The 25,562-nt window shown below is 55.8% G+C and carries 18 protein-coding genes, 1 tRNA gene and 3 rRNA genes; 8 read left to right on the top strand and 14 right to left on the bottom strand.

The window, feature by feature from the left end; all coding sequences use genetic code 11:
• Positions 1 to 22 precede the first annotated feature (22 nt).
• Genes rseC through rseD form a run of 5 tightly spaced genes read right to left on the bottom strand, consistent with a single transcriptional unit; the run spans position 23 to position 2,805 of the window.
• Positions 23 to 502 (bottom strand): SoxR-reducing system protein RseC, encoded by a 480-nt coding sequence (gene rseC, locus KB890_RS20820; RefSeq protein ID WP_004180925.1) that lies wholly within the window; start codon positions 500 to 502, stop codon positions 23 to 25.
• Positions 499 to 1,455, bottom strand: coding sequence for a sigma-E factor regulatory protein RseB (gene rseB / locus KB890_RS20815; RefSeq protein WP_002914070.1), 957 nt, complete (start codon positions 1,453 to 1,455; stop codon positions 499 to 501). The genes rseC and rseB overlap by 4 nt, the downstream gene beginning before the upstream one ends.
• A complete protein-coding gene (gene rseA / locus KB890_RS20810; RefSeq protein WP_002914072.1) occupies positions 1,455 to 2,105 on the bottom strand; it encodes an anti-sigma-E factor RseA in 651 nt (216 codons plus the stop codon). The genes rseB and rseA overlap by 1 nt, the downstream gene beginning before the upstream one ends.
• Positions 2,106 to 2,137: 32 nt before the next feature.
• Positions 2,138 to 2,713 carry an RNA polymerase sigma factor RpoE gene (rpoE, locus tag KB890_RS20805; protein ID WP_002914074.1) on the bottom strand — a complete coding sequence of 192 codons (576 nt, stop codon included), beginning with the start codon at positions 2,711 to 2,713 and terminating at the stop codon, positions 2,138 to 2,140.
• Positions 2,710 to 2,805: a rpoE leader peptide RseD gene (rseD, locus tag KB890_RS27835; protein ID WP_121980491.1), complete on the bottom strand. Its 96-nt coding sequence runs from the start codon at positions 2,803 to 2,805 to the stop codon at positions 2,710 to 2,712. The genes rpoE and rseD overlap by 4 nt, the downstream gene beginning before the upstream one ends.
• Before the next feature lie 328 nt (positions 2,806 to 3,133).
• Here rseD and nadB point away from each other — a divergent pair, with 328 nt between their 5' ends.
• The gene (nadB, locus tag KB890_RS20795) at positions 3,134 to 4,753 is read left to right on the top strand and encodes an L-aspartate oxidase (protein WP_004180927.1); all 1,620 of its coding nucleotides are present in this window, start codon (positions 3,134 to 3,136) and stop codon (positions 4,751 to 4,753) included.
• On the opposite strand, the gene trmN is transcribed toward nadB, so the two are convergent.
• Positions 4,738 to 5,475, bottom strand: a complete 738-nt coding sequence (trmN, locus tag KB890_RS20790; protein ID WP_002914079.1) for a tRNA(1)(Val) (adenine(37)-N(6))-methyltransferase TrmN — start codon at positions 5,473 to 5,475, stop codon at positions 4,738 to 4,740. The two genes, nadB and trmN, sit on opposite strands and share 16 nt — an antisense overlap.
• Before the next feature lie 131 nt (positions 5,476 to 5,606).
• Here trmN and srmB point away from each other — a divergent pair, with 131 nt between their 5' ends.
• Entirely contained in the window at positions 5,607 to 6,938 is a 1,332-nt protein-coding gene (gene srmB / locus KB890_RS20785) for an ATP-dependent RNA helicase SrmB (RefSeq protein ID WP_002914082.1), read from the top strand.
• 45 nt (positions 6,939 to 6,983) lie between these two features.
• Here the strand turns inward: srmB and grcA are convergent, their stop codons facing one another.
• Positions 6,984 to 7,367, bottom strand: coding sequence for an autonomous glycyl radical cofactor GrcA (gene grcA, locus KB890_RS20780; protein ID WP_004180937.1), 384 nt, complete (start codon positions 7,365 to 7,367; stop codon positions 6,984 to 6,986).
• Between the two features lie 312 nt (positions 7,368 to 7,679).
• On the opposite strand from grcA, the gene ung reads away from it, so the two are divergent.
• Positions 7,680 to 8,369 carry a uracil-DNA glycosylase gene (ung, locus tag KB890_RS20775; RefSeq protein WP_002914088.1) on the top strand — a complete coding sequence of 230 codons (690 nt, stop codon included), beginning with the start codon at positions 7,680 to 7,682 and terminating at the stop codon, positions 8,367 to 8,369.
• A gap of 57 nt (positions 8,370 to 8,426) precedes the next feature.
• Here the strand turns inward: ung and KB890_RS20770 are convergent, their stop codons facing one another.
• Positions 8,427 to 9,512: a tRNA/rRNA methyltransferase gene (locus KB890_RS20770; RefSeq protein ID WP_002914089.1), complete on the bottom strand. Its 1,086-nt coding sequence runs from the start codon at positions 9,510 to 9,512 to the stop codon at positions 8,427 to 8,429.
• 203 nt (positions 9,513 to 9,715) lie between these two features.
• On the opposite strand from KB890_RS20770, the gene trxC reads away from it, so the two are divergent.
• The 5 genes from trxC (at position 9,716) to KB890_RS20745 (ending at position 15,436) form a co-directional block, all read left to right on the top strand.
• Positions 9,716 to 10,141, top strand: coding sequence for a thioredoxin TrxC (gene trxC, locus KB890_RS20765; RefSeq protein ID WP_002914091.1), 426 nt, complete (start codon positions 9,716 to 9,718; stop codon positions 10,139 to 10,141).
• Positions 10,142 to 10,210: 69 nt separating this feature from the next.
• Entirely contained in the window at positions 10,211 to 10,909 is a 699-nt protein-coding gene (gene tapT / locus KB890_RS20760) for a tRNA-uridine aminocarboxypropyltransferase (RefSeq protein WP_002914092.1), read from the top strand.
• Positions 10,910 to 10,943: 34 nt separating this feature from the next.
• Positions 10,944 to 13,595: a bifunctional acetate--CoA ligase family protein/GNAT family N-acetyltransferase gene (locus KB890_RS20755; RefSeq protein WP_020324863.1), complete on the top strand. Its 2,652-nt coding sequence runs from the start codon at positions 10,944 to 10,946 to the stop codon at positions 13,593 to 13,595.
• Between the two features lie 120 nt (positions 13,596 to 13,715).
• The gene (pssA, locus tag KB890_RS20750) at positions 13,716 to 15,071 is read left to right on the top strand and encodes a CDP-diacylglycerol--serine O-phosphatidyltransferase (protein WP_004180947.1); all 1,356 of its coding nucleotides are present in this window, start codon (positions 13,716 to 13,718) and stop codon (positions 15,069 to 15,071) included.
• Positions 15,072 to 15,112: 41 nt separating this feature from the next.
• Positions 15,113 to 15,436 (top strand): YfiM family lipoprotein, encoded by a 324-nt coding sequence (locus KB890_RS20745; protein ID WP_002914095.1) that lies wholly within the window; start codon positions 15,113 to 15,115, stop codon positions 15,434 to 15,436.
• 3 nt (positions 15,437 to 15,439) lie between these two features.
• On the opposite strand, the gene KB890_RS20740 is transcribed toward KB890_RS20745, so the two are convergent.
• The 6 genes from KB890_RS20740 to clpB all read right to left on the bottom strand — a co-directional run bounded on the left by KB890_RS20740 (position 15,440) and on the right by clpB (position 25,465).
• The gene (locus KB890_RS20740) at positions 15,440 to 16,735 is read right to left on the bottom strand and encodes an MFS transporter (protein WP_020324862.1); all 1,296 of its coding nucleotides are present in this window, start codon (positions 16,733 to 16,735) and stop codon (positions 15,440 to 15,442) included.
• Between the two features lie 596 nt (positions 16,736 to 17,331).
• Positions 17,332 to 17,447, bottom strand: a 5S ribosomal RNA gene (gene rrf, locus KB890_RS20735).
• 194 nt (positions 17,448 to 17,641) lie between these two features.
• A 23S ribosomal RNA gene (locus tag KB890_RS20730) occupies positions 17,642 to 20,543 on the bottom strand.
• A gap of 182 nt (positions 20,544 to 20,725) precedes the next feature.
• Positions 20,726 to 20,801: transfer RNA gene (locus tag KB890_RS20725), tRNA-Glu, on the bottom strand.
• Between the two features lie 85 nt (positions 20,802 to 20,886).
• A 16S ribosomal RNA gene (locus KB890_RS20720) occupies positions 20,887 to 22,426 on the bottom strand.
• The 16S, 23S and 5S rRNA genes sit together here with 1 tRNA gene alongside, the layout of an rRNA operon.
• A 465-nt stretch (positions 22,427 to 22,891) precedes the next feature.
• On the bottom strand, positions 22,892 to 25,465 hold the full coding sequence (clpB, locus tag KB890_RS20715; protein ID WP_004150973.1) for an ATP-dependent chaperone ClpB: 2,574 nt from the start codon (positions 25,463 to 25,465) through the stop codon (positions 22,892 to 22,894).
• Positions 25,466 to 25,562: the final 97 nt, after the last annotated feature.

The raw sequence follows: 25,562 nt of genomic DNA, 5'->3' as shown, positions 1-25,562 counted from the left end.
ATAAAGATAAGGGCCAGTGAAATCACTGGCCCATGTCGGAGGAAGGCGTATCAACACGCAGCAGATCCGGCGGCAGTGCGACGTTCAAAATCACCGGCTGCCAGGACTGACGTGCCGCCAGTCGCGGCGACAGACCGCGCGCCACCAGGAAGCCGCCGACGCCGCCCAGCAGCGCGCCGCAAAGTGACGCAATATCGCTGGCAAACAGCACCTGAAAAATAGACGCCATTACAAACAGCCCCGCCAGCGGCGCCATATACACCAGCATCGCTGAGCCCAGCAGGCTGCTTTCCGCGATCCCCAGCTCCACTTTTTGCCCCGCGGCCAACGGCTGCTCGCAGGGCACGCTAATGGTATGGCTGGTCTGCGGCCCCAGCTTGTTTAGCACCCGGCTACCACAGCCGGCACGGGAGGCGCAGCTGCTGCAGGAGGCTTTAATGTCGCAGTGCACCTGCGCCACGCCGTTATGCCAGGAAACCACGGTAGCCCACTCTTTAATCATTGTACTGCCTTGAATTTAATACTGTCAGAGATACGCTTCGCCGTCTGCGGCGGCAGCTCGCCCACTACGGTTATCTCCGCGTTATCGCGCACCGTCGTGCTGACGGTGCGTCGGCCGGTGCGCAACAGCTGGTCGCTGCTGGCCGCCGTGGCGCGGTTGATATTGATCGAGAAGCTGAACAAGCCGTCGGAATAGAGACGTGATTCTACCGGACCGTCAAAGGTGGGAAGACGGCGCTGGCTGCTGGAAACCTCAGTCACGCCCTGCGGGAGCCACGTCGGCGCCCAGTTGAAGTTGGCTTTGTCGCCTCCTTCAGGCACCGACAGCTGCGGCGGCAAATTCGCTTTTGCCAGCGTCTCCATGCTGGCGCTGACGTTATCGCCAACATTGAAGGAGACAACCCGGAACTGCTCCAGCGTTTCCCCGTCGCGGTCGAGCAAATCGACGCGCAGCGGCAGCTTAGTTTCAGCATCCAGCCAGGCGATAAAGCTGTAGCGCGTGCCGTCGCGAGCCACGACGCGGATCACGTCGCAGAGGCGGTCAGCGATACGGGTACGGCCCACGGAGATAAAATCATACGCCGCGGAGAGGCGTTTGAAATCGCTATATACCAGCGATGGCAGCGAATCGACGATATAGTCGCCGTTCAGGGTGAACGGATCGAGACCGGGTTCAAAATAGCTGATTTCCGTGCCGCGCAGGACCACTTCCCGGCGCGGACCGTCCAGCTGCAGCAACTGCGCCAGCGGTTGGTTGTTCAGTCGCGCGTGACGATAGCGCAGCGACTCAACGCCTTGTTTGCTGATGCTAACAAAAGACAGCTCATAATTGAGAGACTGGCTGGCCAGGTTCATCTGCTGCAACAACGCCCCGGACGATGTATCAGCCGAGGCGTTGACAGAGAACAACAGGCTGCCTGCCATGAGCGACATGGCACACCAAAGTTGCTTCATTACTGCGATTGCGTTCCTAAAGTTTGATAGCCCGGTACCTGGACTGCGGCCTGCTGAGTCTGGGCCTGGCCAAACTGAAGCTGCTCAGCGTGCAGGCGGCGCTGCAGTTCGTAGTCCTGCAGCATGGCGTTAATTCGGCGGCGCTGTTCCTGGACCTGCGCCTGCTGGCCGCTTCCCGCTGACGCGTCAGCCGGCACGCCAAGACTTACCGGGCTTGCTTTACCCATCATGGGCAGCGTATTGAACACCGGCGCTTCTGGCTGCTGAGCGGAATCAGACTGACCATTATAGTGCTGGACGCCGACGATAACCGCAAGCGATACACAGGCGGCAACGCCCATTTGAGTCAGGGAGCTGGCCCACGGACGCACCTTGTTCCAGAACGGCATCTGCCGCCACTGATGCGGTGCGGGCTGAGATTCAGGAATAAGCGGAGCCGTCTGACGAACGGGCTCATTTTCAATGGCGGCCATCACCCGGGCGGAGATATCAAATTGCAGCACCTCAGCGGTATCGCCACGCAGCGTATCGCGGATAAGGTGATAACTCTCCCAGGTTTTTTGCATCTCAGAAGAACGACTCAGCTCGTTGAGCAGTTCGTTATCCAGCGTTTCACCATCCATTAAAGCCGAAAGTTTTTCTTTCTGCATGCCTGATACCCTTTTCCAGTATTCCGCTATCGTCAACGCCTGATAAGCGGTTGAACTTTATTATCAATAGCTTCTCGCGCCCGGAAGATACGCGAACGCACCGTCCCAACCGGACAATCCATGATAGCGGCTATCTCTTCATAGCTCAGGCCATCCAGCTCCCGTAACGTAATTGCCATGCGTAAATCTTCCGGGAGCGATTCAATGGTACGAAAAACTATTTGTCTCAGTTCTTCTGACAACATTAAGTTCTCAGGGTTCGAAATTTCTTTCAACGCCCCGCCGCTTTCGAAGTTTTCCGCCTCGTTGGCGTCAACATCGCTGGACGGCGGACGGCGCCCCTGAGCAACCAGATAATTCTTCGCCGTGTTGACGGCGATACGGTATAACCAGGTGTAAAAAGCGCTATCTCCCCGGAAAGAGTCCAGCGCACGCCATGCCTTAACGAACGATTCCTGAACAACGTCAGCGATATCGCCCGGCGGTACATAGCGGGAAACCAGGCTCGCGACCTTATGCTGATAGCGCACTACCAGCAAATTAAACGCTTTCTGATCTCCTTTCTGGACCCGTTCAACAAGGACCTGATCCGTTAACTGCTCGCTCATCCGAGGTAATGTCTCCCCAAACCCAATTCCCATGCGTCTTCAAAACACCACCCAAAATCTGCATTATGAGCAAGCTGACTGTTGGAGTGCATGAAAACAATAAAGTTCCGTTACGCTTTTTGTTTTTTGTCTGGCAACGGCGGCAGATCGTTATCAATCATTATATGCCCAGGTTGCTAAACGATAGGTAAGTCAATAAGAAAAAGCGCAGGCCCGTCTGAAGGGTATCGTAACACGCCGTTTATTTCACTATAAAATCCAATGCCATCAACCTGCCCCGCGTCTCATTTTCAGCGCGCAAGACGCCGTTTCCGTTCGCCTTTTGTTTAGCCGTCACAACAGCAGACAAAAAAATTGTACGATTCCTCACGGACCGGTGCTATTGTGAGCTAAATGTGTTTAGTAAATTAAACAAAGACAATGAATACCACTCCTGACTTCTCTTGTGATGTGTTGATTATCGGCAGCGGCGCTGCCGGTCTTTCCCTTGCCCTGCGCCTGGCTGAGCACAGTTCGGTGACCGTGCTGAGTAAAGGGCCGATCAGCGAAGGTTCGACGTTCTACGCCCAGGGTGGGATTGCCGCCGTCTTCGATGAGACGGACAGTATTGAATCCCATGTCGAAGATACCCTCATCGCCGGCGCGGGACTCTGCGATCGTCATGCGGTCACCTTCGTCGCCAGCAACGCCCGATCATGCGTCCAGTGGCTTATCGATCAGGGAGTGCTGTTTGACACCCAGGTCCAGGCCAATGGCGAAGAGAGCTATCATCTCACGCGCGAAGGGGGGCACAGCCATCGGCGCATTCTTCACGCCGCCGACGCCACCGGCAAAGCGGTAGAGACGACGCTGGTCGATAAAGCGCTTGCCCATCCTAATATCCGCATCCTTGAGCGCAGCAATGCCGTCGATTTGATCGTATCGGATAAGATTGGCCTGCCGGGCACCCGCCGGGTGGTCGGGGCATGGATCTGGAATCGTAATAAAGAGCGGGTGGAAACCTGCAGCGCGAAAGCCGTAGTACTCGCTACCGGCGGGGCCGCGAAGGTTTATCAATATACCACTAACCCCGACGTCTCTTCCGGAGACGGGATTGCGATGGCCTGGCGGGCGGGATGTCGGGTGGCGAATCTGGAGTTTAACCAGTTCCACCCCACCGCGCTATATCACCCCCAGGCGCGTAATTTCCTGCTTACTGAAGCGCTGCGCGGCGAAGGCGCCCACCTTAAACGCCCGGATGGCACCCGCTTTATGCCGGACTTTGACGAGCGCGGCGAGCTGGCCCCGCGCGATATCGTCGCCCGCGCCATCGACCATGAAATGAAGCGCCTGGGCGTAGACTGTATGTTCCTTGATATCAGCCATAAACCCGAGGCGTTTGTTCGCCAGCATTTCCCGATGATTTATGAAAAGCTGCTCGGCCTGGGAATTGATTTAACCAAAGAGCCGGTGCCGGTCGTCCCCGCCGCGCATTACACCTGCGGCGGCGTGATGGTGGATGATAATGGCCGCACCGACGTCGATGGTTTATACGCCATCGGCGAAGTTAGCTACACCGGGCTGCACGGCGCGAATCGTATGGCGTCGAACTCGTTGCTGGAGTGCCTGGTCTATGGCTGGTCCGCCGCGGAGGATATTGCCCGGCGCCTGCCGCTCGCCCAGAAGGTCGCCACGCTGCCAGCATGGGATGAAAGTCAGGTGGAGATCCCGGATGAACTGGTGGTTATCCAGCACAACTGGCACGAACTGCGCCTGCTGATGTGGGATTACGTGGGGATTGTGCGCACCACCCGCAGGCTGGAGCGCGCCCTGCGGCGCATTACCATGCTCCAGCAGGAGCTGGATGAGTATTACGCCCGCTTCCGCGTCTCGAATAATTTGCTGGAACTGCGCAATCTGGTGCAGGTGGCGGAGCTTATCGTACGCTGCGCGATGTTGCGTAAGGAGAGCCGCGGTCTGCATTATACCCTCGACTATCCGCAGCCGCTGCCTGACAGCGGCCCGTCGATACTCTCGCCCCTGGCTCACATAAAGAGATAAAAGTCCTCGGTCAGAGCGGTAAAGCCTTCCGAATATTGCTGCTCTGGCCCGCGGATCGCCAGCCTGTCGCTGAAACACTCCCCTGCCGTCGGGGAGAAAGCCAGCAGCACCCGATGCGGCGGTCGCAGCTCGGTCTCCGCCACGTCAGTACGCAGTCGCAGATGCCAGCCCATCGCCCTTGCCCGTTCGATGAACGCATTACCAATATCCACTGGCAACACCACGCAAAAAAAACCTTCTTCGGTAATATGCTCTGCGGCACAGGTCAGCAGGGAGGCGTGATCGAGCGTAGTGGTGTATCGCGCCTGCTCTCGCTGCGAGGTCGCGCATGGCACGCCTTCGGCAAAAAAGGGCGGATTACTTATTATCAGTTCATAGCGTCGAGTTTGCGACGGCTGCCACTGATGAATATCGGCCTGCCAGACCTCAATCCGCGAAGCCCACGGCGACGCGAGGGCGTTTTCCCGCGCCTGAGCGGCGGCCTCTTCGTCCAGTTCGACCGCCTCGACATGCACATCATCTCCGGTACGCTGCGCGAGCATTAGCGCCAGCAGGCCGCTGCCCGCGCCAATATCCAGCACATGCTTCACTCCGGCAATCGGCGCCCAGGCGCCCAGCAAAATGCCGTCGGTACCCACCTTCATGGCGCAGCGATCGTGAGCGACAAAGAACCGTTTGAAGGTAAAACCATTGCGCGGCAGCGCAAACTTCGACTGAGACATCCTCAATAACCTTGCCGACAAAAACTCCTGAACCTAAGGCTATGCACAATACCGGAGAACAGATAGCCTTACAAACAGATGAACATTACGTCAGTAACGTCTATAATCGGCGGCCCACTCAGAGGTAGAACATGACTGTAACGACTTTTTCCGAACTTGAACTCGACGAAAACCTGCTGGAAGCCCTCCAGGATAAAGGTTTCACTCGCCCGACAGCCATTCAGGCCGCCGCTATTCCGCCTGCGCTCGATGGCCGTGACATTCTCGGTTCAGCGCCGACCGGCACCGGTAAAACGGCGGCGTATCTGCTGCCAGCGTTGCAGCACCTGCTCGATTTCCCGCGTAAGAAATCCGGCCCGCCGCGCATTCTTATCCTGACGCCGACCCGTGAGCTGGCGATGCAGGTAGCCGACCACGCCCGCGAGCTGGCGAAGCATACCCATCTGGACATCGCTACCATTACCGGCGGCGTGGCGTACATGAACCACGCGGAAGTGTTCAGCGAAAACCAGGACATCGTAGTCGCCACCACCGGTCGCCTGCTGCAATATATTAAAGAAGAGAATTTCGACTGCCGCGCCGTCGAGACCCTAATCCTCGATGAAGCCGACCGCATGCTGGATATGGGTTTTGCCCAGGATATCGAAACCATCGCCGGTGAAACTCGCTGGCGCAAGCAGACTATGCTGTTCTCCGCGACGCTGGAAGGCGATGCGATCAAAGACTTTGCTGAGCGTCTGCTGGAGGAGCCGGTTGAAGTTTCCGCCAATCCGTCAACCCGCGAGCGTAAGAAAATCCATCAGTGGTACTACCGCGCCGACGATATCGAACATAAAACCAAACTGCTTGTGAATCTGCTGCAACAGCCGGAAGCCACCCGCGCTATCGTGTTTGTGCGTAAGCGCGAGCGCGTGCATGAGCTGGCTAACTGGCTGCGTGAGGCCGGGATTAACACCTGCTGGCTGGAAGGCGAGATGGTGCAGGCCAAGCGAAACGAAGCTATCAAGCGCCTGACCGACGGCCGCGTCAACGTGCTGATCGCCACCGACGTCGCTGCCCGCGGTATCGATATTCCGGACGTCAGCCACGTCTTTAACTTCGATATGCCGCGTACCGCGGATACCTACCTGCACCGTATCGGTCGTACCGGCCGCGCCGGTAAAAAAGGGACCGCCATTTCTCTGGTCGAGGCTCATGACCACCTGCTGCTGGGTAAGATTGGTCGCTATATTGAAGAGCCGTTGAAAGCCAGAGTTATCGATGAACTGCGCCCGACGACCCGTGCGCCGAGCGAGAAGCTGACGGGTAAGCCATCGAAGAAAGTGCTGGCGAAGCGTGCGCAGAAGAAAAAAGATGAAAAAGAGAAACCGCGGGTGAAGAAGCGCCACCGCGATACGAAAAATATCGGTAAGCGCCGGAAGCCAAGCGCGGCCGGGACGCCATCAGCGTCCAGCGATGAGTAAAAAAAACGCCGGGATATCCCGGCGTTTTCACATCTGGCGTTAGCCTTACAGGCTTTCGGTAAAGGTACGGGCGATAACGTCGCGCTGCTGTTCCGGCGTCAGAGAGTTGAAGCGTACCGCGTAGCCGGAAACACGAATGGTCAGCTGCGGATATTTTTCCGGATGCTCAACCGCGTCCAGCAGGGTTTCGCGACGCAGCACGTTAACGTTCAGGTGCTGACCGCCTTCGACGCGCACTTCCGGTTTCACGTCCACCGGGATTTCACGGTATTCGATTTCACCCAGTTTGCTTACCGCAACCACATCATCTTCCGCAAAACCACCTTTGGCGCACAGGCAGCGCGCTTCGCCTTTTTCGTTATCCAGCAGCCAGAAAGAGTTGAGCAGGTCGTCGTTTGCCGCTTTAGTAATTTGGATACCAGTAATCATTTGATGCCTCCCAGGCAGTGTTTATTCGATTTTGGCCTCTTCGCGGCCAATTGGTAAAACCATTGTTGTATGAGTGTATATATATCAGCCGCACCCTCGGCATTCCTTGATATAAATCAATAAAAACCACTCACCCAACGTGGGTATAGGAGGTTTTTATTGTTTTACATCAAGTTACGCCATTGTGAGCTATAAATAATTTTGTAAATTTTCAATTTTTTTTGCATAAAAGCCGGCATCAAGCCGTGCCGATTTTGTTCTATAGAAAGAAGCCGTTAAGCTATAGCGATGACCCTTTTGCAGGAGAGCAAGATGACCACCCCTTTAACCTGGCATGACGTGCTGGCGGATGAAAAGCAACAACCCTATTTTCTCAATACTCTGAAGACCGTCGCCGAAGAGCGCCAGTCGGGGATCACCATCTATCCGCCGCAAAAAGACGTCTTCAATGCGTTTCGCTTTACTGAACTGGGCGATGTCAAAGTCGTCATTCTCGGCCAGGACCCCTATCACGGCCCGGGTCAGGCCCACGGTCTGGCGTTCTCAGTTCGTCCGGGCGTCGCGATCCCGCCTTCGTTGCTGAATATGTATAAAGAGCTGGAGGCCACGATCCCCGGCTTTACCCGCCCCACCCACGGTTATCTCGAAAGCTGGGCACGACAGGGCGTGCTGCTGCTGAATACGGTCCTGACCGTCCGCGCCGGACAGGCGCACTCGCACGCCAGTCTGGGCTGGGAGACCTTTACCGATAAGGTTATCGCTTTAATCAATGAGCATTGCGAGGGAGTAGTTTTTCTGCTGTGGGGCTCCCATGCGCAGAAGAAAGGCGCGATTATCGATCGTCAGCGCCACTGCGTGCTGAAGGCGCCGCATCCATCACCGCTCTCTGCGCATCGCGGCTTCTTTGGCTGCAACCATTTCGTACAGACCAACCAGTGGCTGGTTGACCGCGGCGAAACGCCGATCGACTGGATGCCGGTCCTTCCCGCTGAAAGCGAGTGATTGACAGCCATAAAAAAAGCCAGCATCAGCTGGCTTTTTTGCATTCAGGCAGGCGAATCACGCCTTGTTCTGACGCCACCATTCCGCCAGCAGGACGCCGGTCGCCACAGAGACGTTCAGGCTTTCGACGTTGCCGGTACCGTCGATGGCAACGCTGAGATCGGCGCTGGAAATCGCCGCATCGGACAGACCATCACGTTCCTGGCCTAACGCCAGCACCATTTTCTTCGGCAGCTCGGCTTTAAACAGCGGGGTACCATTATGGCTGGACGTTGAGACAATCGCGTAGCCCGCTTTGCGGAACTGATCGAGGGTATCGATAAAGCTGTCGCCGGTGATCGGTTCAACATGCTCCGCACCGCCCTCCGCCGTACGGATCGCCGCCCCGGACTCCAGCACGCCAGCATCCTGAACCACCACGCCCTTCACGCCAAAGTGCGCGCAGCTGCGCATGATCGCCCCGAGATTATGTGGGTTACCCACATCTTCCAGCGCCAGAACGCAATCTTCTTCCCCGGCCTTCGCGACCCATTGAGCAACAGAAGTGCCGTGGCGTTTTTTGATCAGGAAGCAGACGCCGCCGTGGTGCTCGGTGCCGGAGGCTTTCGCCAGCTCGGCTTCGTCCACCACGTGATAGGCCTTACGGTTGGCCGCCATCCAGCGCAGCGCCTCTTTAAAGCGCGGCGTCACGCTCTGAATAAACCAGGCGCGAACGATAGCTTCCGGACGGCTCTGGAACAGCGCCTGGCAGGCGTTTTCGCCATATACGCGGGTCTCTTCCGCACGCTGACGACGCAGCACTTCCGGATCGATAAAGCTCTTCCCGCTGATCCCGCCGTGATCTTCTTTTACCGGCGTCTCATCGCCAGGAGCGCGGGAAACGGTACGCCACGGAGACGCATCGTCGCGATGAAAATCATCGCGTTTGCGATCGTCACGCTTACGGTCGTCACGTTTGCGATCGTCGCCGCGGCTGTTTCGTTCGTCACGCGCAGGGCGGCTGCGGCCGTCAACACGAGATTTTCCTGGACGACCTCCCCCTTTCCCGGTACGTGGGTTATGGGTGCGTTTGTCAGAATCATCATCACTGCGGACATACATCACTTTGACCTTGCCGCTTTTATTTTTCAGTTCGTCGCTCATCAATTTTCTCCACCTGCGCTGCGCGAAGCGCGCAGATTACCCGATGTGCCATCGCTTCGCCATGATTTCGTTTAAAAGCCGGCCTCTATTGCACTCATCGAACAAAACGCATTGTCCTCAAATAACACTTCATCGATAATATGTAACATCACAGAAACATATCGGCCACGTGCCACGTTGCAACCCATAACCAGAGGTTAGTTATGAATACCGTTTGTGCCAGTTGTCAGGCTCTGAACCGCCTCCCGGACGATCGTAGCGCGGATGGCGCAAAGTGCGGACGCTGCGGTCACGATCTTTTTGATGGCGACGTCATCAACGCGACCGGGGCAACGCTGGATAAACTCTTGAAGGACGATCTGCCGGTCGTTGTCGATTTCTGGGCGCCATGGTGCGGACCCTGCCGTAGCTTCGCGCCGATCTTTGAAGACGTCGCGGAAGAGCGTAGCGGGAAGATGCGTTTTGTGAAAGTCAACACCGAAGCGGAACGTGAGCTTAGCGCCCGGTTTCGTATCCGCAGCATCCCGACCATTATGATGTTCAAAAATGGCGAAGTGATCGACATGCTCAATGGCGCAGTGCCAAAAGCGCCATTCGATAGCTGGCTTAACGAAGCCGGCCAACAATAACCCTTCCGGGGCACCGCTTGTGCCCCGTTTTCACCTCTGCGACAATAGCGTTTTTCACTAGCGACTCCCATGACTGATAACGCTGTCCTTCGCCTGCGCGCCGAACGTCTCGCGCGAGCTACCCGCCCTTTCCTTGCGCGCGGCAATCGCATCCGCCGCTGCCAGCGCTGTCTGCTGCCGCTCAAGCAATGCCTGTGCGCCACGTTAACCTCAGCGCAGGCCGCCAGCCGCTTCTGCCTGGTGATGTTTGATACGGAACCGATGAAGCCCAGCAACACTGGCCGGCTCATCGCCGATATTCTGCCAGATACCGAAGCGTTTCAGTGGTCGCGTACCGAACCGCCGCAGGCGCTGCTCGATCTGGTCGCCCATCCTGATTATCAGCCCATGGTCGTATTTCCGGCCTCCTATGCCGGGCCGGATCGCCAGGTCCTGAGCGCGCCGCCGTCCGGTAAACCGCCGCTGTTTATCATGCTCGACGGCACCTGGACCGAAGCGCGCAAAATGTTCCGTAAGAGTCCTTATCTCGACGCGCTGCCGATTATCTCCGTCGATCTGTCGCGCATCTCTGCCTACCATCTGCGCGAGGCGCACGCCGACGGACAATATTGTACCGCGGAAGTGGCCATCGCCCTGCTGGATCTGGCGGGCGATGCCCCGGCCGCCGCTGCGCTTGGCGAGCACTTCACCCGCTTCCGGACCCGCTATCTGGCGGGAAAAACCCAGCATAAGGGCAGTATCACAGCGGGCCAGGTGGAAAACGTTTAAAATCATTCGGTCACTGGGATGAAAGGAGACCGGTATGAGCCAACGAGGCCTGGAAGCGCTGCTGCGACCAAAGTCCATCGCCGTTATTGGCGCATCAATGAAGCCGCAGCGCGCTGGCTATCTCATGATGCGCAACCTGTTAGCCGGCGGCTTCAATGGCCCGGTGATGCCGGTCACCCCCGCCTGGAAGGCGGTTCTTGGGGTACTGGCATGGCCTACCATCGAGAGCCTGCCGTTTACGCCGGATCTGGCGGTGCTCTGTACTAACGCCAGGCGTAATCTCGAATTGCTCGAAGCCTTAGGGCAAAAAGGCTGCAAGACCTGCATCATCCTCTCTTCGCAGCCGGAACAGTACCCGGCGCTGCTCGAATGCGCCGCGCGCTATCAGATGCGTCTGCTCGGCCCCAACAGTCTCGGACTGCTGGCCCCATGGCAAGGGCTGAACGCCAGCTTTTCACCGGTGCCGATCCATCGCGGTAAACTGGCCTTTATCTCGCAGTCGGCCGCCGTCTCCAATACTATCCTTGACTGGGCGCAACAGCGCGAGATGGGTTTTTCCTACTTCATCGCCCTGGGTGATAGCCTGGATATTGATGTCGATGACCTGCTGGACTTTCTGGCCCGCGACAGCAAGACCAGCGCCATTTTGCTGTACCTCGAGCATCTCAGCGACGCGCGCCGCTTTGTCTCCGCCGCGCGCAGCGCTTCGCGAAACAAACCTATCCTGGTGATTAAAAGCGGCCGTAGTCCGGCGGCGCAGAAGCTATTGCACGCCAATTCCGGGATGGACCCGGCATGGGATGCGGCCATTCAGCGCGCTGGTCTGCTGCGGGTGCAGGATACCCATGAGCTGTTCTCTGCGGTGGAAACCCTCAGCCACATGCGCCCGCTGCGCGGTGAAAAACTGATGATCGTCAGCAACGGTGCGGCGCCGGCGGCGCTGGCGCTGGATGAGCTTTGGTTGCGAAACGGTAAGCTGGCGGCTCTCAGCGAGGAGACGCGCGACGCCCTGCGCCAGGCGTTGCCGGTTGGCGTGGAGATCGCCAACCCGCTGGATCTACGCGATGACGCCAGTAGCGAACACTATCAGCGGGCGGTGAATGTTTTGCTCAACAGTCAGGACTATGACGCGCTGCTGGTGATCCACTCTCCCAGCGCCGCCGCGCCGGGCACCGAGAGTGCCCTGGCCCTGATTGACGCTCTGAAGCATCACCCGCGCGGTAAATATGTCACCGTGCTGACCAACTGGTGCGGCGAATTTTCCTCGCAGGAAGCGCGACGTTTATTCAGCGATGCCGGCCTCCCTACCTACCGTACGCCGGAGGGCACGATCACCGCTTTTATGCATATGGTGGAATACCGTCGCAACCAGAAACAACTGCGCGAGACGCCGGTGCTACCAGACTCCTTAACCGCCAATACCAGCGAGGCGCATGCTCTGCTGCAGCAAGCGATAGAAGACGGCGCCACCACGCTGGATACTCACGAGGTCAGCCCGGTGCTTCGGGCCTATGGCATCCACACGCTGCCAACCTGGATTGCCGCTGACAGCGCGGAAGCGGTGCATATCGCTGAGCAGATAGGCTATCCGGTTGCGCTGAAGCTGCGTTCTCCGGATATCCCGCACAAATCGGAAGTACAGGGGGTCATGCTCTATTTGCGTACCGCCGCCGAGGTACAGCAGGCTGCAGATGCGATGATCGATCGCGTCAAACTGGCCTGGCCCCAGGCGCGCATTCATGGATTGCTGGTGCAAAGCATGGCCAATCGCGCTGGCGCCCAGGAGCTAAGAGTAGTGGTTGAGCACGATCCCGTCTTCGGCCCGTTGATTATGCTGGGCGAGGGCGGCGTGGAGTGGCGGGCCGAGGACCAGGCCGCCGTGGCGCTGCCGCCGCTGAATATGAACCTGGCGCGTTATCTGGTGATCCAGGCGATCAAAAATAAGAAGATCCGCGGCCGCAGCGCCTTGCGCCCACTGGATATCGCTGGCTTAAGCCAGCTGCTGGTTCAGGTCTCGAACCTGATCGTCGACTGCCCGGAGATCCAGCGCCTGGATATTCATCCCCTGCTCGCCTCCGGCAACGAGTTTACGGCGCTGGACGTTACCCTGGGGCTTGCTCCCTTCAGCGGCGACAGTGAAAGCCGTCTCGCTATTCGTCCCTATCCGCACCAACTGGAGGAGTGGGTGGTGATGAAAAATGGCGATCGCTGTCTGTTCCGGCCGATCCTCCCGGAAGATGAGCCACAGTTGCTCGCATTTATCGCCCAGGTCACCAAAGAAGATCTCTATTATCGCTATTTTAGTGAGATCAACGAATTTACCCATGACGACTTAGCCAATATGACCCAGATCGACTACGATCGAGAAATGGCGTTCGTTGCCGTCAGGACCAGCGCAGAGAAGAGCGAGATCCTCGGCGTGACGCGGGCGATCTCCGATCCCGATAATATTGAAGCCGAGTTTGCCGTTCTGGTCCGTTCAGATTTAAAAGGGTTAGGCCTGGGGCGAAGGTTGCTGGAAAAGCTGATCGCCTATACGCAAAGCCATGGCCTGCAGCGCCTTAATGGTATTACGATGCCAAATAACCGAGGCATGATAGGCCTCGCCAGAAAGCTGGGATTCACCGTCGATATTCAGCTGGAAGATGGGATTGTCAGCCTGTCGCTGCCCCTGAATCAGGGATAATCGCGCGACGCTGACCGCAATTGTTGACCACATTAGCGGGTAGTAATGGTATTATTGCCCGCTTACGTCGTCTGCATGGTACAGAAGACCCTTCAATAAACAGAGAAGAAACGCACTGTGATGTTGTCAAAATTTAAGCGTAATAAACATCAACAACACCTTGCCCAACTCCCTAAGCTTTCTCAGTCAGTTGATGATGTAGAGTTCTTTTACGCCCCTGCGGAATTCAGGGAAGCGTTACTGACCCGGATTGCCCACGCCACTCAGCGTATATGCATTATTGCGCTCTATCTGGAGCAAGATGATGGCGGAAAAGGAATTTTGCAGGCCCTTTATGACGCCAAACGCCAGCGTCCGGAACTGGATGTCCGCGTTCTGGTGGACTGGCACCGCGCTCAGCGTGGCCGTATCGGCGCCGCCGCCTCTAATACCAATGCCGACTGGTATTGTCGGATGGCCAATGAAAATCCAGGGGTAGATATCCCCGTTTACGGCGTGCCGATTAACACCCGGGAGGCGCTCGGCGTTCTCCATTTCAAAGGCTTTATTATTGATGACTGCGTCCTCTACAGCGGCGCCAGCCTGAATGATGTTTATCTGCATCAGCATGATAAGTATCGCTATGATCGCTATCAGTGCATCCGTAACGGCAAAATGGCGGACATCATGTTCGACTGGGTCGACAACAATCTGGTTCAGGGGCGCGGCGTTAACCGTCTCGACAGACCGGATCGGCCAAAAAGCCCGGAAATCAAAAACGACATTCGCCAGTACCGTCAGGAGCTCCGCGACCGCAGCTACCATTTTGTCGGCACCGCTGGTGACGAAGAACTCTCCGTCACCCCGCTGGTAGGCCTGGGTAAATCGAGCCTGCTGAATAAAACCATCTTTCACCTGATGCCCTGTGCCGAACACAAGCTGACGATCTGCACCCCCTACTTCAACCTCCCTGCCGTACTGGTAAGAAATATCATCCAGCTGCTGCGCGACGGTAAACAGGTGGAGATTATTGTCGGCGATAAAACGGCTAACGATTTCTACATTCCTGAAGATCAGCCGTTTAAAATCATCGGCGCCCTTCCCTATCTGTATGAGATCAACCTGCGGCGTTTCCTCAGCCGGCTGCAGTATTATGTCAATACCGATCAGCTGATCGTCCGCCTGTGGAAGGATGACGATAACAGCTACCACCTGAAAGGCATGTGGGTTGACGATGAGTGGATGCTGCTCACTGGCAACAACCTGAACCCGCGCGCCTGGCGGCTCGATCTGGAAAACGCCATTCTGATCCACGATCCAAAGCGGCAGCTGGGGGCCATGCGGGAGAAAGAGCTGAAGCTCATCCGCACCCACACCACGGTAGTGAAACATTATCGGGATCTGCAAAGTATCGCCGACTATCCGGTGAAAGTGCGAAAACTGATCCGCCGCCTGCGGCGGATCCGCATTGACCGGCTGATCAGCCGTATTCTCTGACTATCAGCCCCGCCTCGACGGGGCTTTTTTCTGGAAGTGCTATGCGTACGATAATAGTGATTGCTTCGCTGCTGTTAACCGGCTGCAGCCACATGGCAAATGATGCATGGTCCGGTCAGGACAAAGCCCAGCATTTTCTGGCCTCAGCGATGCTCTCTGCCGCTGGCAATGAATATGCGCAACATCAGGGTTACAGCCGGGACCGCAGCGCCGCTATCGGCCTGATGTTTTCCGTCAGCCTTGGCGCCTCAAAAGAGCTTTGGGACAGCCGCCCGGCTGGGAGCGGCTGGAGCTGGAAGGATTTTGCCTGGGATGTCGCCGGCGCGACCACCGGCTACGCTGTATGGCAGTTGGCTCATCAGTAAGCGTTACAGACGCAACCCCTTCCCTTTGCGATGCAACATCAGGGAGACAAGGAAGGCAATGGCGGCCATCACCGTCACATACCAGTAGAACGCGTGCTCTATCCCTGCCGACTTAAGCGACAGCGCGACGTACTCCGCAGAGCCGCCGAACAATGCGTTCGCGACGGCATAGGACAACCCGACCCCAAGCGCGCGAACCTGAGCCGGGAACATCTCTGCTTTCAGGATGCCGCTGATCGAGGTATAGAAACTGACAATCAGTAAGGCGCAGATCACCAGGCCGAAGGCGGCATAGGGTGAGCTCACTTTTTGCAAGGCGCTGAGAATAGGCACGGTAAATAACGTCGCCAGCACGCCAAAGCACAGCATGGAGGTCCGGCGGCCAACTTTATCCGAGAAGGCGCCGAATAGCGGCTGAACCAGCATATAAACGAACAGCGCCGCGGTCATGATCACGCTGGCGGTGCTGGCCGTCATGCCCGCCGTGTTGACCAGATACTTTTGCATATAGGTGGTGAAGGTGTAGAAGGTCAGCGATCCGGCGGCGGTAAAGCCTAACACCATCGCAAAGGCCCGGCGATTGCGCCACAACCCTTTAAATGAGCCAGCCTCTTTCAGCGCCCGGGTCTCCTGCTTCGAGGTTTCGTCCAGCTGGCGACGCAGCCACAGCGCGACAATAGCCAGTACCGCCCCGAGGGCAAAAGGAATACGCCATCCCCAGGCATGGAGATCTTCATCGCTAAGCACCTGCTGGAGCGCCACAACCACTAATACAGCCAGCAGTTGACCACCAATCAGCGTAACGTACTGGAAGGAGGCATAGAAGCCTTTCTTACCCTCCACCGCGACTTCACTCATATAGGTCGCACTGGTGCCGTATTCTCCGCCAACAGACAGCCCCTGGAACAGACGCGCCAGCAGCAGCGCCGGGGCCCAGGTGCCGATCACCGCATAACCCGGCAGACAGGCAATCACCAGTGAGCCAAAGCACATCATGCAGACCGAGATAAGCATGGACGTTTTACGTCCCCGGCGGTCAGCGATCCGACCAAACAGCCATCCACCGATAGGACGCATCAGAAATCCGGCGGCAAATACGCCTGCCGTTTGCAGCAGTTGGGTGGTGGTATTTCCGGATGGAAAGAAGATGTGCGCGAAATAGAGCGAGCAGAATGAGTAAACGTAAAAATCAAACCATTCAACCAGATTCCCCGAGGAAGCGCCAACAATTGCCCAAATACGACGACGGGTATCGGCCAGTTCCGGCGCGCCCCGTTCGGTAATGCTACTTTCTGTCATTGTTATATTGCTCCAGCAAAGACTGCAATCTGTCTTGTCGGGCGTACCACGTCACGCAGACAAATTAATTAGTAAACTAAATGTTATATAATTGTTATATTTTTATATGTGATTGGATTCACATTTTTTTTCGCAAGCACGGTTTTCGCGATCATCGCCAGCGCAGGGGCAGGGAAAAAGTGGATTATGGCGAAGGGATTGCCATGACGGGGTTTTATTTTGCGTTGAAAGGAGATAATGGAGCGGGCATGGCGTAATTTTCGCCGGAGGCGGTGCTGCGCACCTTGTCCGGCCACAGGGACGTAGCCCCGTGTCGGATCCGTAGCCCCGGCAAGCGCAGCGCCACCGGGGAGGCATACCGGCACACTGGCCGGACGACAGAAACGCAAAAAGCCCATCCGACAGGATGGGCTCTTCACTTGTTTGATGCCTGGCAGTTTATGGCGGGCGTCCTGCCCGCCACCCTCCGGGCCGTTGCTGCGCAACGTTCAAATCCGCTCCCGGCGGATTTGTCCTACTCTGGAGAGCGCTCACCGACAAACAACAGATAAAACAAAAAGCCCGGTCTTTCGACCGGGCTTTCTGCTTTATTTGATGCCTGGCAGTTCCCTACTCTCACATGGGGAGACCCCACACTACCATCGGCGCTACGGCGTTTCACTTCTGAGTTCGGCATGGGGTCAGGTGGGACCACCGCGCTAGTGCCGCCAGGCAAATTCTTTGTGCTCAGTACGCAATTCTTTATCGCATCAGCTGCGTTGCCTGCGCTCGTAAAGTCAGTCACATACTTTAGTATGCTCCTTCCTTTCCGTCGCTTGTCGCCTTGCTGCTGCGCAAATTATTGCGTACTCAACTCTGAATCTAAGCTGAAAATTCTCAAATCCGCCAAAACATCTTCGGCGTTGTAAGGTTAAGCCTCACGGTTCATTAGTACCGGTTAGCTCAACGCATCGCTGCGCTTACACACCCGGCCTATCAACGTCGTCGTCTTCAACGTTCCTTCAGGAGACTTAAAGTCTCAGGGAGAACTCATCTCGGGGCAAGTTTCGTGCTTAGATGCTTTCAGCACTTATCTCTTCCGCATTTAGCTACCGGGCAGTGCCATTGGCATGACAACCCGAACACCAGTGATGCGTCCACTCCGGTCCTCTCGTACTAGGAGCAGCCCCCCTCAATTCTCCAGCGCCCACGGCAGATAGGGACCGAACTGTCTCACGACGTTCTAAACCCAGCTCGCGTACCACTTTAAATGGCGAACAGCCATACCCTTGGGACCTACTTCAGCCCCAGGATGTGATGAGCCGACATCGAGGTGCCAAACACCGCCGTCGATATGAACTCTTGGGCGGTATCAGCCTGTTATCCCCGGAGTACCTTTTATCCGTTGAGCGATGGCCCTTCCATTCAGAACCACCGGATCACTATGACCTGCTTTCGCACCTGCTCGCGCCGTCACGCTCGCAGTCAAGCTAGCTTATGCCATTGCACTAACCTCCTGATGTCCGACCAGGATTAGCTAACCTTCGTGCTCCTCCGTTACGCTTTGGGAGGAGACCGCCCCAGTCAAACTACCCACCAGACACTGTCCGCAACCCCGGTCAGGGGCCAACGTTAGAACATCAAACATTAAAGGGTGGTATTTCAAGGTTGGCTCCACGCAGACTGGCGTCCACGCTTCAAAGCCTCCCACCTATCCTACACATCAAGGCTCAATGTTCAGTGTCAAGCTATAGTAAAGGTTCACGGGGTCTTTCCGTCTTGCCGCGGGTACACTGCATCTTCACAGCGAGTTCAATTTCACTGAGTCTCGGGTGGAGACAGCCTGGCCATCATTACGCCATTCGTGCAGGTCGGAACTTACCCGACAAGGAATTTCGCTACCTTAGGACCGTTATAGTTACGGCCGCCGTTTACCGGGGCTTCGATCAAGAGCTTCTCCTTACGGATAACCCCATCAATTAACCTTCCGGCACCGGGCAGGCGTCACACCGTATACGTCCACTTTCGTGTTTGCACAGTGCTGTGTTTTTAATAAACAGTTGCAGCCAGCTGGTATCTTCGACTGGTCTCAGCTCCATCCGCAGGGACTTCACCTACACACCAGCGTGCCTTCTCCCGAAGTTACGGCACCATTTTGCCTAGTTCCTTCACCCGAGTTCTCTCAAGCGCCTTGGTATTCTCTACCTGACCACCTGTGTCGGTTTGGGGTACGATTTGATGTTACCTGATGCTTAGAGGCTTTTCCTGGAAGCAGGGCATTTGTTACTTCAGCACCGTAGTGCCTCGTCATCACACCTCAGCCTTGATTATCCGGATTTGCCTGGATAACCAGCCTACATGCTTAAACCGGGACAACCGTCGCCCGGCTAACATAGCCTTCTCCGTCCCCCCTTCGCAGTAACACCAAGTACAGGAATATTAACCTGTTTCCCATCGACTACGCCTTTCGGCCTCGCCTTAGGGGTCGACTCACCCTGCCCCGATTAACGTTGGACAGGAACCCTTGGTCTTCCGGCGAGCGGGCTTTTCACCCGCTTTATCGTTACTTATGTCAGCATTCGCACTTCTGATACCTCCAGCAACCCTCACAGGTCACCTTCGCAGGCTTACAGAACGCTCCCCTACCCAACAACACATAGTGTCGCTGCCGCAGCTTCGGTGCATGGTTTAGCCCCGTTACATCTTCCGCGCAGGCCGACTCGACCAGTGAGCTATTACGCTTTCTTTAAATGATGGCTGCTTCTAAGCCAACATCCTGGCTGTCTGTGCCTTCCCACATCGTTTCCCACTTAACCATGACTTTGGGACCTTAGCTGGCGGTCTGGGTTGTTTCCCTCTTCACGACGGACGTTAGCACCCGCCGTGTGTCTCCCGTGATAACATTCTTCGGTATTCGTAGTTTGCATCGGGTTGGTAAGTCGGGATGACCCCCTAGCCGAAACAGTGCTCTACCCCCGAAGATGAATTCACGAGGCGCTACCTAAATAGCTTTCGGGGAGAACCAGCTATCTCCCGGTTTGATTGGCCTTTCACCCCCAGCCACAAGTCATCCGCTAATTTTTCAACATTAGTCGGTTCGGTCCTCCAGTTAGTGTTACCCAACCTTCAACCTGCCCATGGCTAGATCACCGGGTTTCGGGTCTATACCCTGCAACTTAACGCCCAGTTAAGACTCGGTTTCCCTGCGGCTCCCCTATACGGTTAACCTTGCTACAGAATATAAGTCGCTGACCCATTATACAAAAGGTACGCAGTCACACCCGAAGGTGCTCCCACTGCTTGTACGTACACGGTTTCAGGTTCTTTTTCACTCCCCTCGCCGGGGTTCTTTTCGCCTTTCCCTCACGGTACTGGTTCACTATCGGTCAGTCAGGAGTATTTAGCCTTGGAGGATGGTCCCCCCATATTCAGACAGGATACCACGTGTCCCGCCCTACTCTTCGAGTTCACAACCTGTGCATTTTGGTGTACGGGACTATCACCCTGTACCGTCGGACTTTCCAGACCGTTCCACTAACACACAAGCTGATTCAGACTCTGGGCTGCTCCCCGTTCGCTCGCCGCTACTGGGGGAATCTCGGTTGATTTCTTTTCCTCGGGGTACTTAGATGTTTCAGTTCCCCCGGTTCGCCTCGTTAACCTATGTATTCAGTTAACGATAGTGTGACGAATCACACTGGGTTTCCCCATTCGGACATCGCCGGTTATAACGGTTCATATCACCTTACCGACGCTTTTCGCAGATTAGCACGTCCTTCATCGCCTCTGACTGCCAGGGCATCCACCGTGTACGCTTAGTCGCTTAACCTCACAACCCGAAGATGTTTCACTTCTGATTGCGAAAATTTGAGAGACTCGAACACACATTGACTGTGTGTCGTTTCAATTTTCAGCTTGATCCAGATTTTTAAAGAGCAAATATCTCAAACGTCACCCGAAGATGAGTTTTGAGATACATCGGCACGCGTCTTTCACTCACGAACCAGCAAGTGGCGTCCCCTAGGGGATTCGAACCCCTGTTACCGCCGTGAAAGGGCGGTGTCCTGGGCCTCTAGACGAAGGGGACACTGAAGTCTCAATCGCAAGACGCCTTGCTTCTTTACGTTCATCAGACAATCTGTGTGAGCACTACAAAGGCAGGTTCTTTAAGGTAAGGAGGTGATCCAACCGCAGGTTCCCCTACGGTTACCTTGTTACGACTTCACCCCAGTCATGAATCACAAAGTGGTAAGCGCCCTCCCGAAGGTTAAGCTACCTACTTCTTTTGCAACCCACTCCCATGGTGTGACGGGCGGTGTGTACAAGGCCCGGGAACGTATTCACCGTAGCATTCTGATCTACGATTACTAGCGATTCCGACTTCATGGAGTCGAGTTGCAGACTCCAATCCGGACTACGACATACTTTATGAGGTCCGCTTGCTCTCGCGAGGTCGCTTCTCTTTGTATATGCCATTGTAGCACGTGTGTAGCCCTGGTCGTAAGGGCCATGATGACTTGACGTCATCCCCACCTTCCTCCAGTTTATCACTGGCAGTCTCCTTTGAGTTCCCGGCCTAACCGCTGGCAACAAAGGATAAGGGTTGCGCTCGTTGCGGGACTTAACCCAACATTTCACAACACGAGCTGACGACAGCCATGCAGCACCTGTCTCACAGTTCCCGAAGGCACCAATCCATCTCTGGAAAGTTCTGTGGATGTCAAGACCAGGTAAGGTTCTTCGCGTTGCATCGAATTAAACCACATGCTCCACCGCTTGTGCGGGCCCCCGTCAATTCATTTGAGTTTTAACCTTGCGGCCGTACTCCCCAGGCGGTCGATTTAACGCGTTAGCTCCGGAAGCCACGCCTCAAGGGCACAACCTCCAAATCGACATCGTTTACGGCGTGGACTACCAGGGTATCTAATCCTGTTTGCTCCCCACGCTTTCGCACCTGAGCGTCAGTCTTTGTCCAGGGGGCCGCCTTCGCCACCGGTATTCCTCCAGATCTCTACGCATTTCACCGCTACACCTGGAATTCTACCCCCCTCTACAAGACTCTAGCCTGCCAGTTTCGAATGCAGTTCCCAGGTTGAGCCCGAGGATTTCACATCCGACTTGACAGACCGCCTGCGTGCGCTTTACGCCCAGTAATTCCGATTAACGCTTGCACCCTCCGTATTACCGCGGCTGCTGGCACGGAGTTAGCCGGTGCTTCTTCTGCGGGTAACGTCAATCGCCAAGGTTATTAACCTTAACGCCTTCCTCCCCGCTGAAAGTGCTTTACAACCCGAAGGCCTTCTTCACACACGCGGCATGGCTGCATCAGGCTTGCGCCCATTGTGCAATATTCCCCACTGCTGCCTCCCGTAGGAGTCTGGACCGTGTCTCAGTTCCAGTGTGGCTGGTCATCCTCTCAGACCAGCTAGGGATCGTCGCCTAGGTGAGCCGTTACCCCACCTACTAGCTAATCCCATCTGGGCACATCTGATGGCATGAGGCCCGAAGGTCCCCCACTTTGGTCTTGCGACGTTATGCGGTATTAGCTACCGTTTCCAGTAGTTATCCCCCTCCATCAGGCAGTTTCCCAGACATTACTCACCCGTCCGCCGCTCGTCACCCGAGAGCAAGCTCTCTGTGCTACCGCTCGACTTGCATGTGTTAGGCCTGCCGCCAGCGTTCAATCTGAGCCATGATCAAACTCTTCAATTTAAGTTTGATGCTCAAAGAATTAAACTTCGTAATGAATTACGTGTTCACTCTTGAGACTTGGTATTCATTTTTCGTCCGAGGACGTTAAGAATCCATGTCACTTTGAGTGCCCACACAGATTGTCTGATAAATTGTTAAAGAGCAGTTGCGACGCGCTTTAGCGCTCTGTCGCGAGGTCCCGTATAATACGTTTTCCTCATTCAGAGTCAAGCGCTTATTTTGCTTTTCTCTGTCGGCTTTCAACGTCGATTTCCGTCGCTGAATCCTCCTGGCCCGGCGGCTTGTTTGCCGTTGTTCCGTGTCAGTGGAGGCGCATTATAGGGGGTAATTCTGAAGTGACAAGGATAAATTCAAAAAAAGAATTCAACCGCTCACTTTTCAACCAAATCAGGTATTGAGTTTTAATTCTTGCCTGGTTTTTAAACAAAAACGAGCCCGCTGGGCTCGTTTTTGTCGTTTTGTGATTTACTGCACTGCCACAATGCGGTCGTCTTTTACTACCAGCTCGATGGTTTTACCCGGAACCAGCTCACCGGAAAGGATCTGCTGGGCTAACGGGTTCTCAATCTGCTGCTGAATAGCACGTTTCAATGGCCGCGCGCCGTATACCGGATCGTAACCGTTGGCGCTCAGCAGCTTCAGCGCCTCATCGGACATCTGCACTTCATATCCGCGCTCTTCCAGACGTTTATACAGACGCTGCAGCTGGATCTGGGCAATAGAGGCAATATGTTTCTCGCCCAGCGGATGGAAGACCACCACTTCGTCGATACGGTTGATGAACTCCGGACGGAAGTTCTGGCTGACTACCCCCAGCACCAGGTCCTTCATATGTCCGTAGTCCAGCTCGCCGAACCGTTCCTGAATCAGATCGGAACCGAGGTTCGAGGTCATGATGACTACCGTATTACGGAAGTCGACCGTTCTCCCCTGCCCGTCGGTGAGACGCCCGTCGTCGAGTACCTGCAGCAGAATGTTGAACACATCCGGGTGCGCTTTTTCCACTTCATCCAGCAGGATGACGGAATAAGGACGACGGCGCACCGCCTCGGTCAGGTAACCGCCCTCTTCATAGCCGACGTATCCCGGAGGCGCACCGACCAGACGCGAGACGGAATGTTTCTCCATAAACTCGGACATATCGATACGCACCATCGCGTCGTCGCTATCGAACATAAAGTTAGCCAGCGTTTTACACAGCTCGGTTTTACCGACCCCGGTTGGACCGAGGAACAGGAACGAACCAATCGGCCGGTTCGGATCGGACAGCCCGGCACGGCTGCGGCGAATAGCGTTGGATACCGCTTCAACCGCTTCATCCTGGCCAATCACCCGATGATGCAGCTCCTGCTCCATACGCAGCAGTTTATCACGCTCGCTTTCCATCATGCGGGAGACCGGGATACCGGTCCAGCGAGCCAGCACTTCGGCGATTTCAGCATCCGTCACTTTATTACGCAGCAGACGCATGGTTTTCCCTTCGGACTGAGTGGCAGCCGCCAGCTGTTTCTCCAGTTCCGGAATTTTGCCGTACTGCAGCTCGGACATCCGCGCCAGATCGCCGACGCGACGCGCCTGTTCGATAGCGATTTTCGCCTGTTCCAGCTCGGCTTTAATAGTCTGGGTGCCGGAGAGCGACGCTTTTTCCGCTTTCCACTCTTCTTCCAGCACCGAGTACTGCCGTTCTTTATCCGCCAGCTCCTCGTTGAGCATATCGAGACGCTTCAGGCTCGCCTCATCAGACTCTTTCTTCAGCGCCTGCTGTTCCAGTTTCAGCTGGATAATACGCCGATCGAGGCGGTCCAGCTCTTCCGGTTTGGAGTCAATCTGCATACGGATGCTGGATGCCGCCTCATCGATGAGGTCGATGGCTTTATCCGGCAGCTGACGGTCGGCAATATAGCGATGCGATAAGGTCGCCGCCGCCACGATAGCCGGGTCAGTGATCTGCACGTGGTGGTGCAGCTCATAACGTTCTTTCAGACCGCGCAGAATCGCGATGGTATCTTCTACCGAAGGCTCGGCGACGAACACTTTCTGGAAGCGACGTTCCAGCGCGGCGTCTTTTTCGATGTACTGACGGTATTCATCAAGCGTCGTCGCCCCGACGCAGTGCAGTTCACCACGCGCCAGCGCCGGCTTCAGCATGTTACCCGCATCCATCGCGCCGTCGGCTTTACCAGCGCCAACCATGGTATGCAGTTCGTCGATAAATAGAATGACGTTGCCTTCCTGTTTGGACAGGTCGGTCAGCACGCCTTTCAGACGCTCTTCAAACTCACCGCGGTATTTCGCCCCGGCCACCAGCGCCCCCATATCCAGCGCCAATACCCGACGGCCTTTCAGCCCTTCTGGTACTTCGCCGTTGACGATACGCTGCGCCAGGCCTTCGACGATTGCCGTTTTACCCACCCCGGGTTCACCGATCAGCACCGGGTTGTTTTTGGTACGACGCTGCAGTACCTGAATGGTACGGCGAATCTCTTCATCACGGCCGATCACCGGATCCAGCTTGCCCTGCTCGGCACGCTCGGTGAGATCGACAGTAAATTTCTTCAATGCCTGACGTTGGTCTTCGGCACCCTGATCGTTCACGCTTTCCCCTCCGCGCATTTGTTCAATCGCCTGAGTCACGTTGGCGGTTGTTGCTCCGGCGGATTTTAAAAGGTCGGTCAGCGTACCGCGTGATTCAAGCGCCGCCAGAACGAACAGTTCCGACGAAATAAAGTTGTCCTTTTTCTTTTGCGCCAGCTTGTCGCAAAGGTTGAGGATCCGCACTAAATCCTGAGAAGGTTGCACATCGCCGCCGGTGCCTTCCACCTGCGGTAAACGGCTCAAGGCCTGTTCGATGTCAGTGCGCAGTTTCCCGGCATTCACGCCCGCCGAGGTTAATAAAGGACGTACCGATCCCCCTTCCTGATTCAGCAAGGCGCTCATTAAATGAAGAGGTTCGATGAATTGGTTGTCGTGCCCGAGTGCGAGCGACTGGGCATCGGCAAGAGCAAGCTGGAATTTATTGGTAAGACGATCCAGACGCATAACTCCTCCCATAAACAGGTCAAATTTGCTACTGGAGATTAAATGAGGTCATCCCTCAATTATTCAAGGTTAAAGACCCGAACTATGTGAAAAATAA

Origin of the sequence: Klebsiella sp. P1954, assembly GCF_018199955.1 — a bacterium.
GTDB lineage: Bacteria > Pseudomonadota > Gammaproteobacteria > Enterobacterales > Enterobacteriaceae > Klebsiella > Klebsiella pneumoniae.
This window is presented reverse-complemented; position numbering and strand designations above follow the sequence as displayed.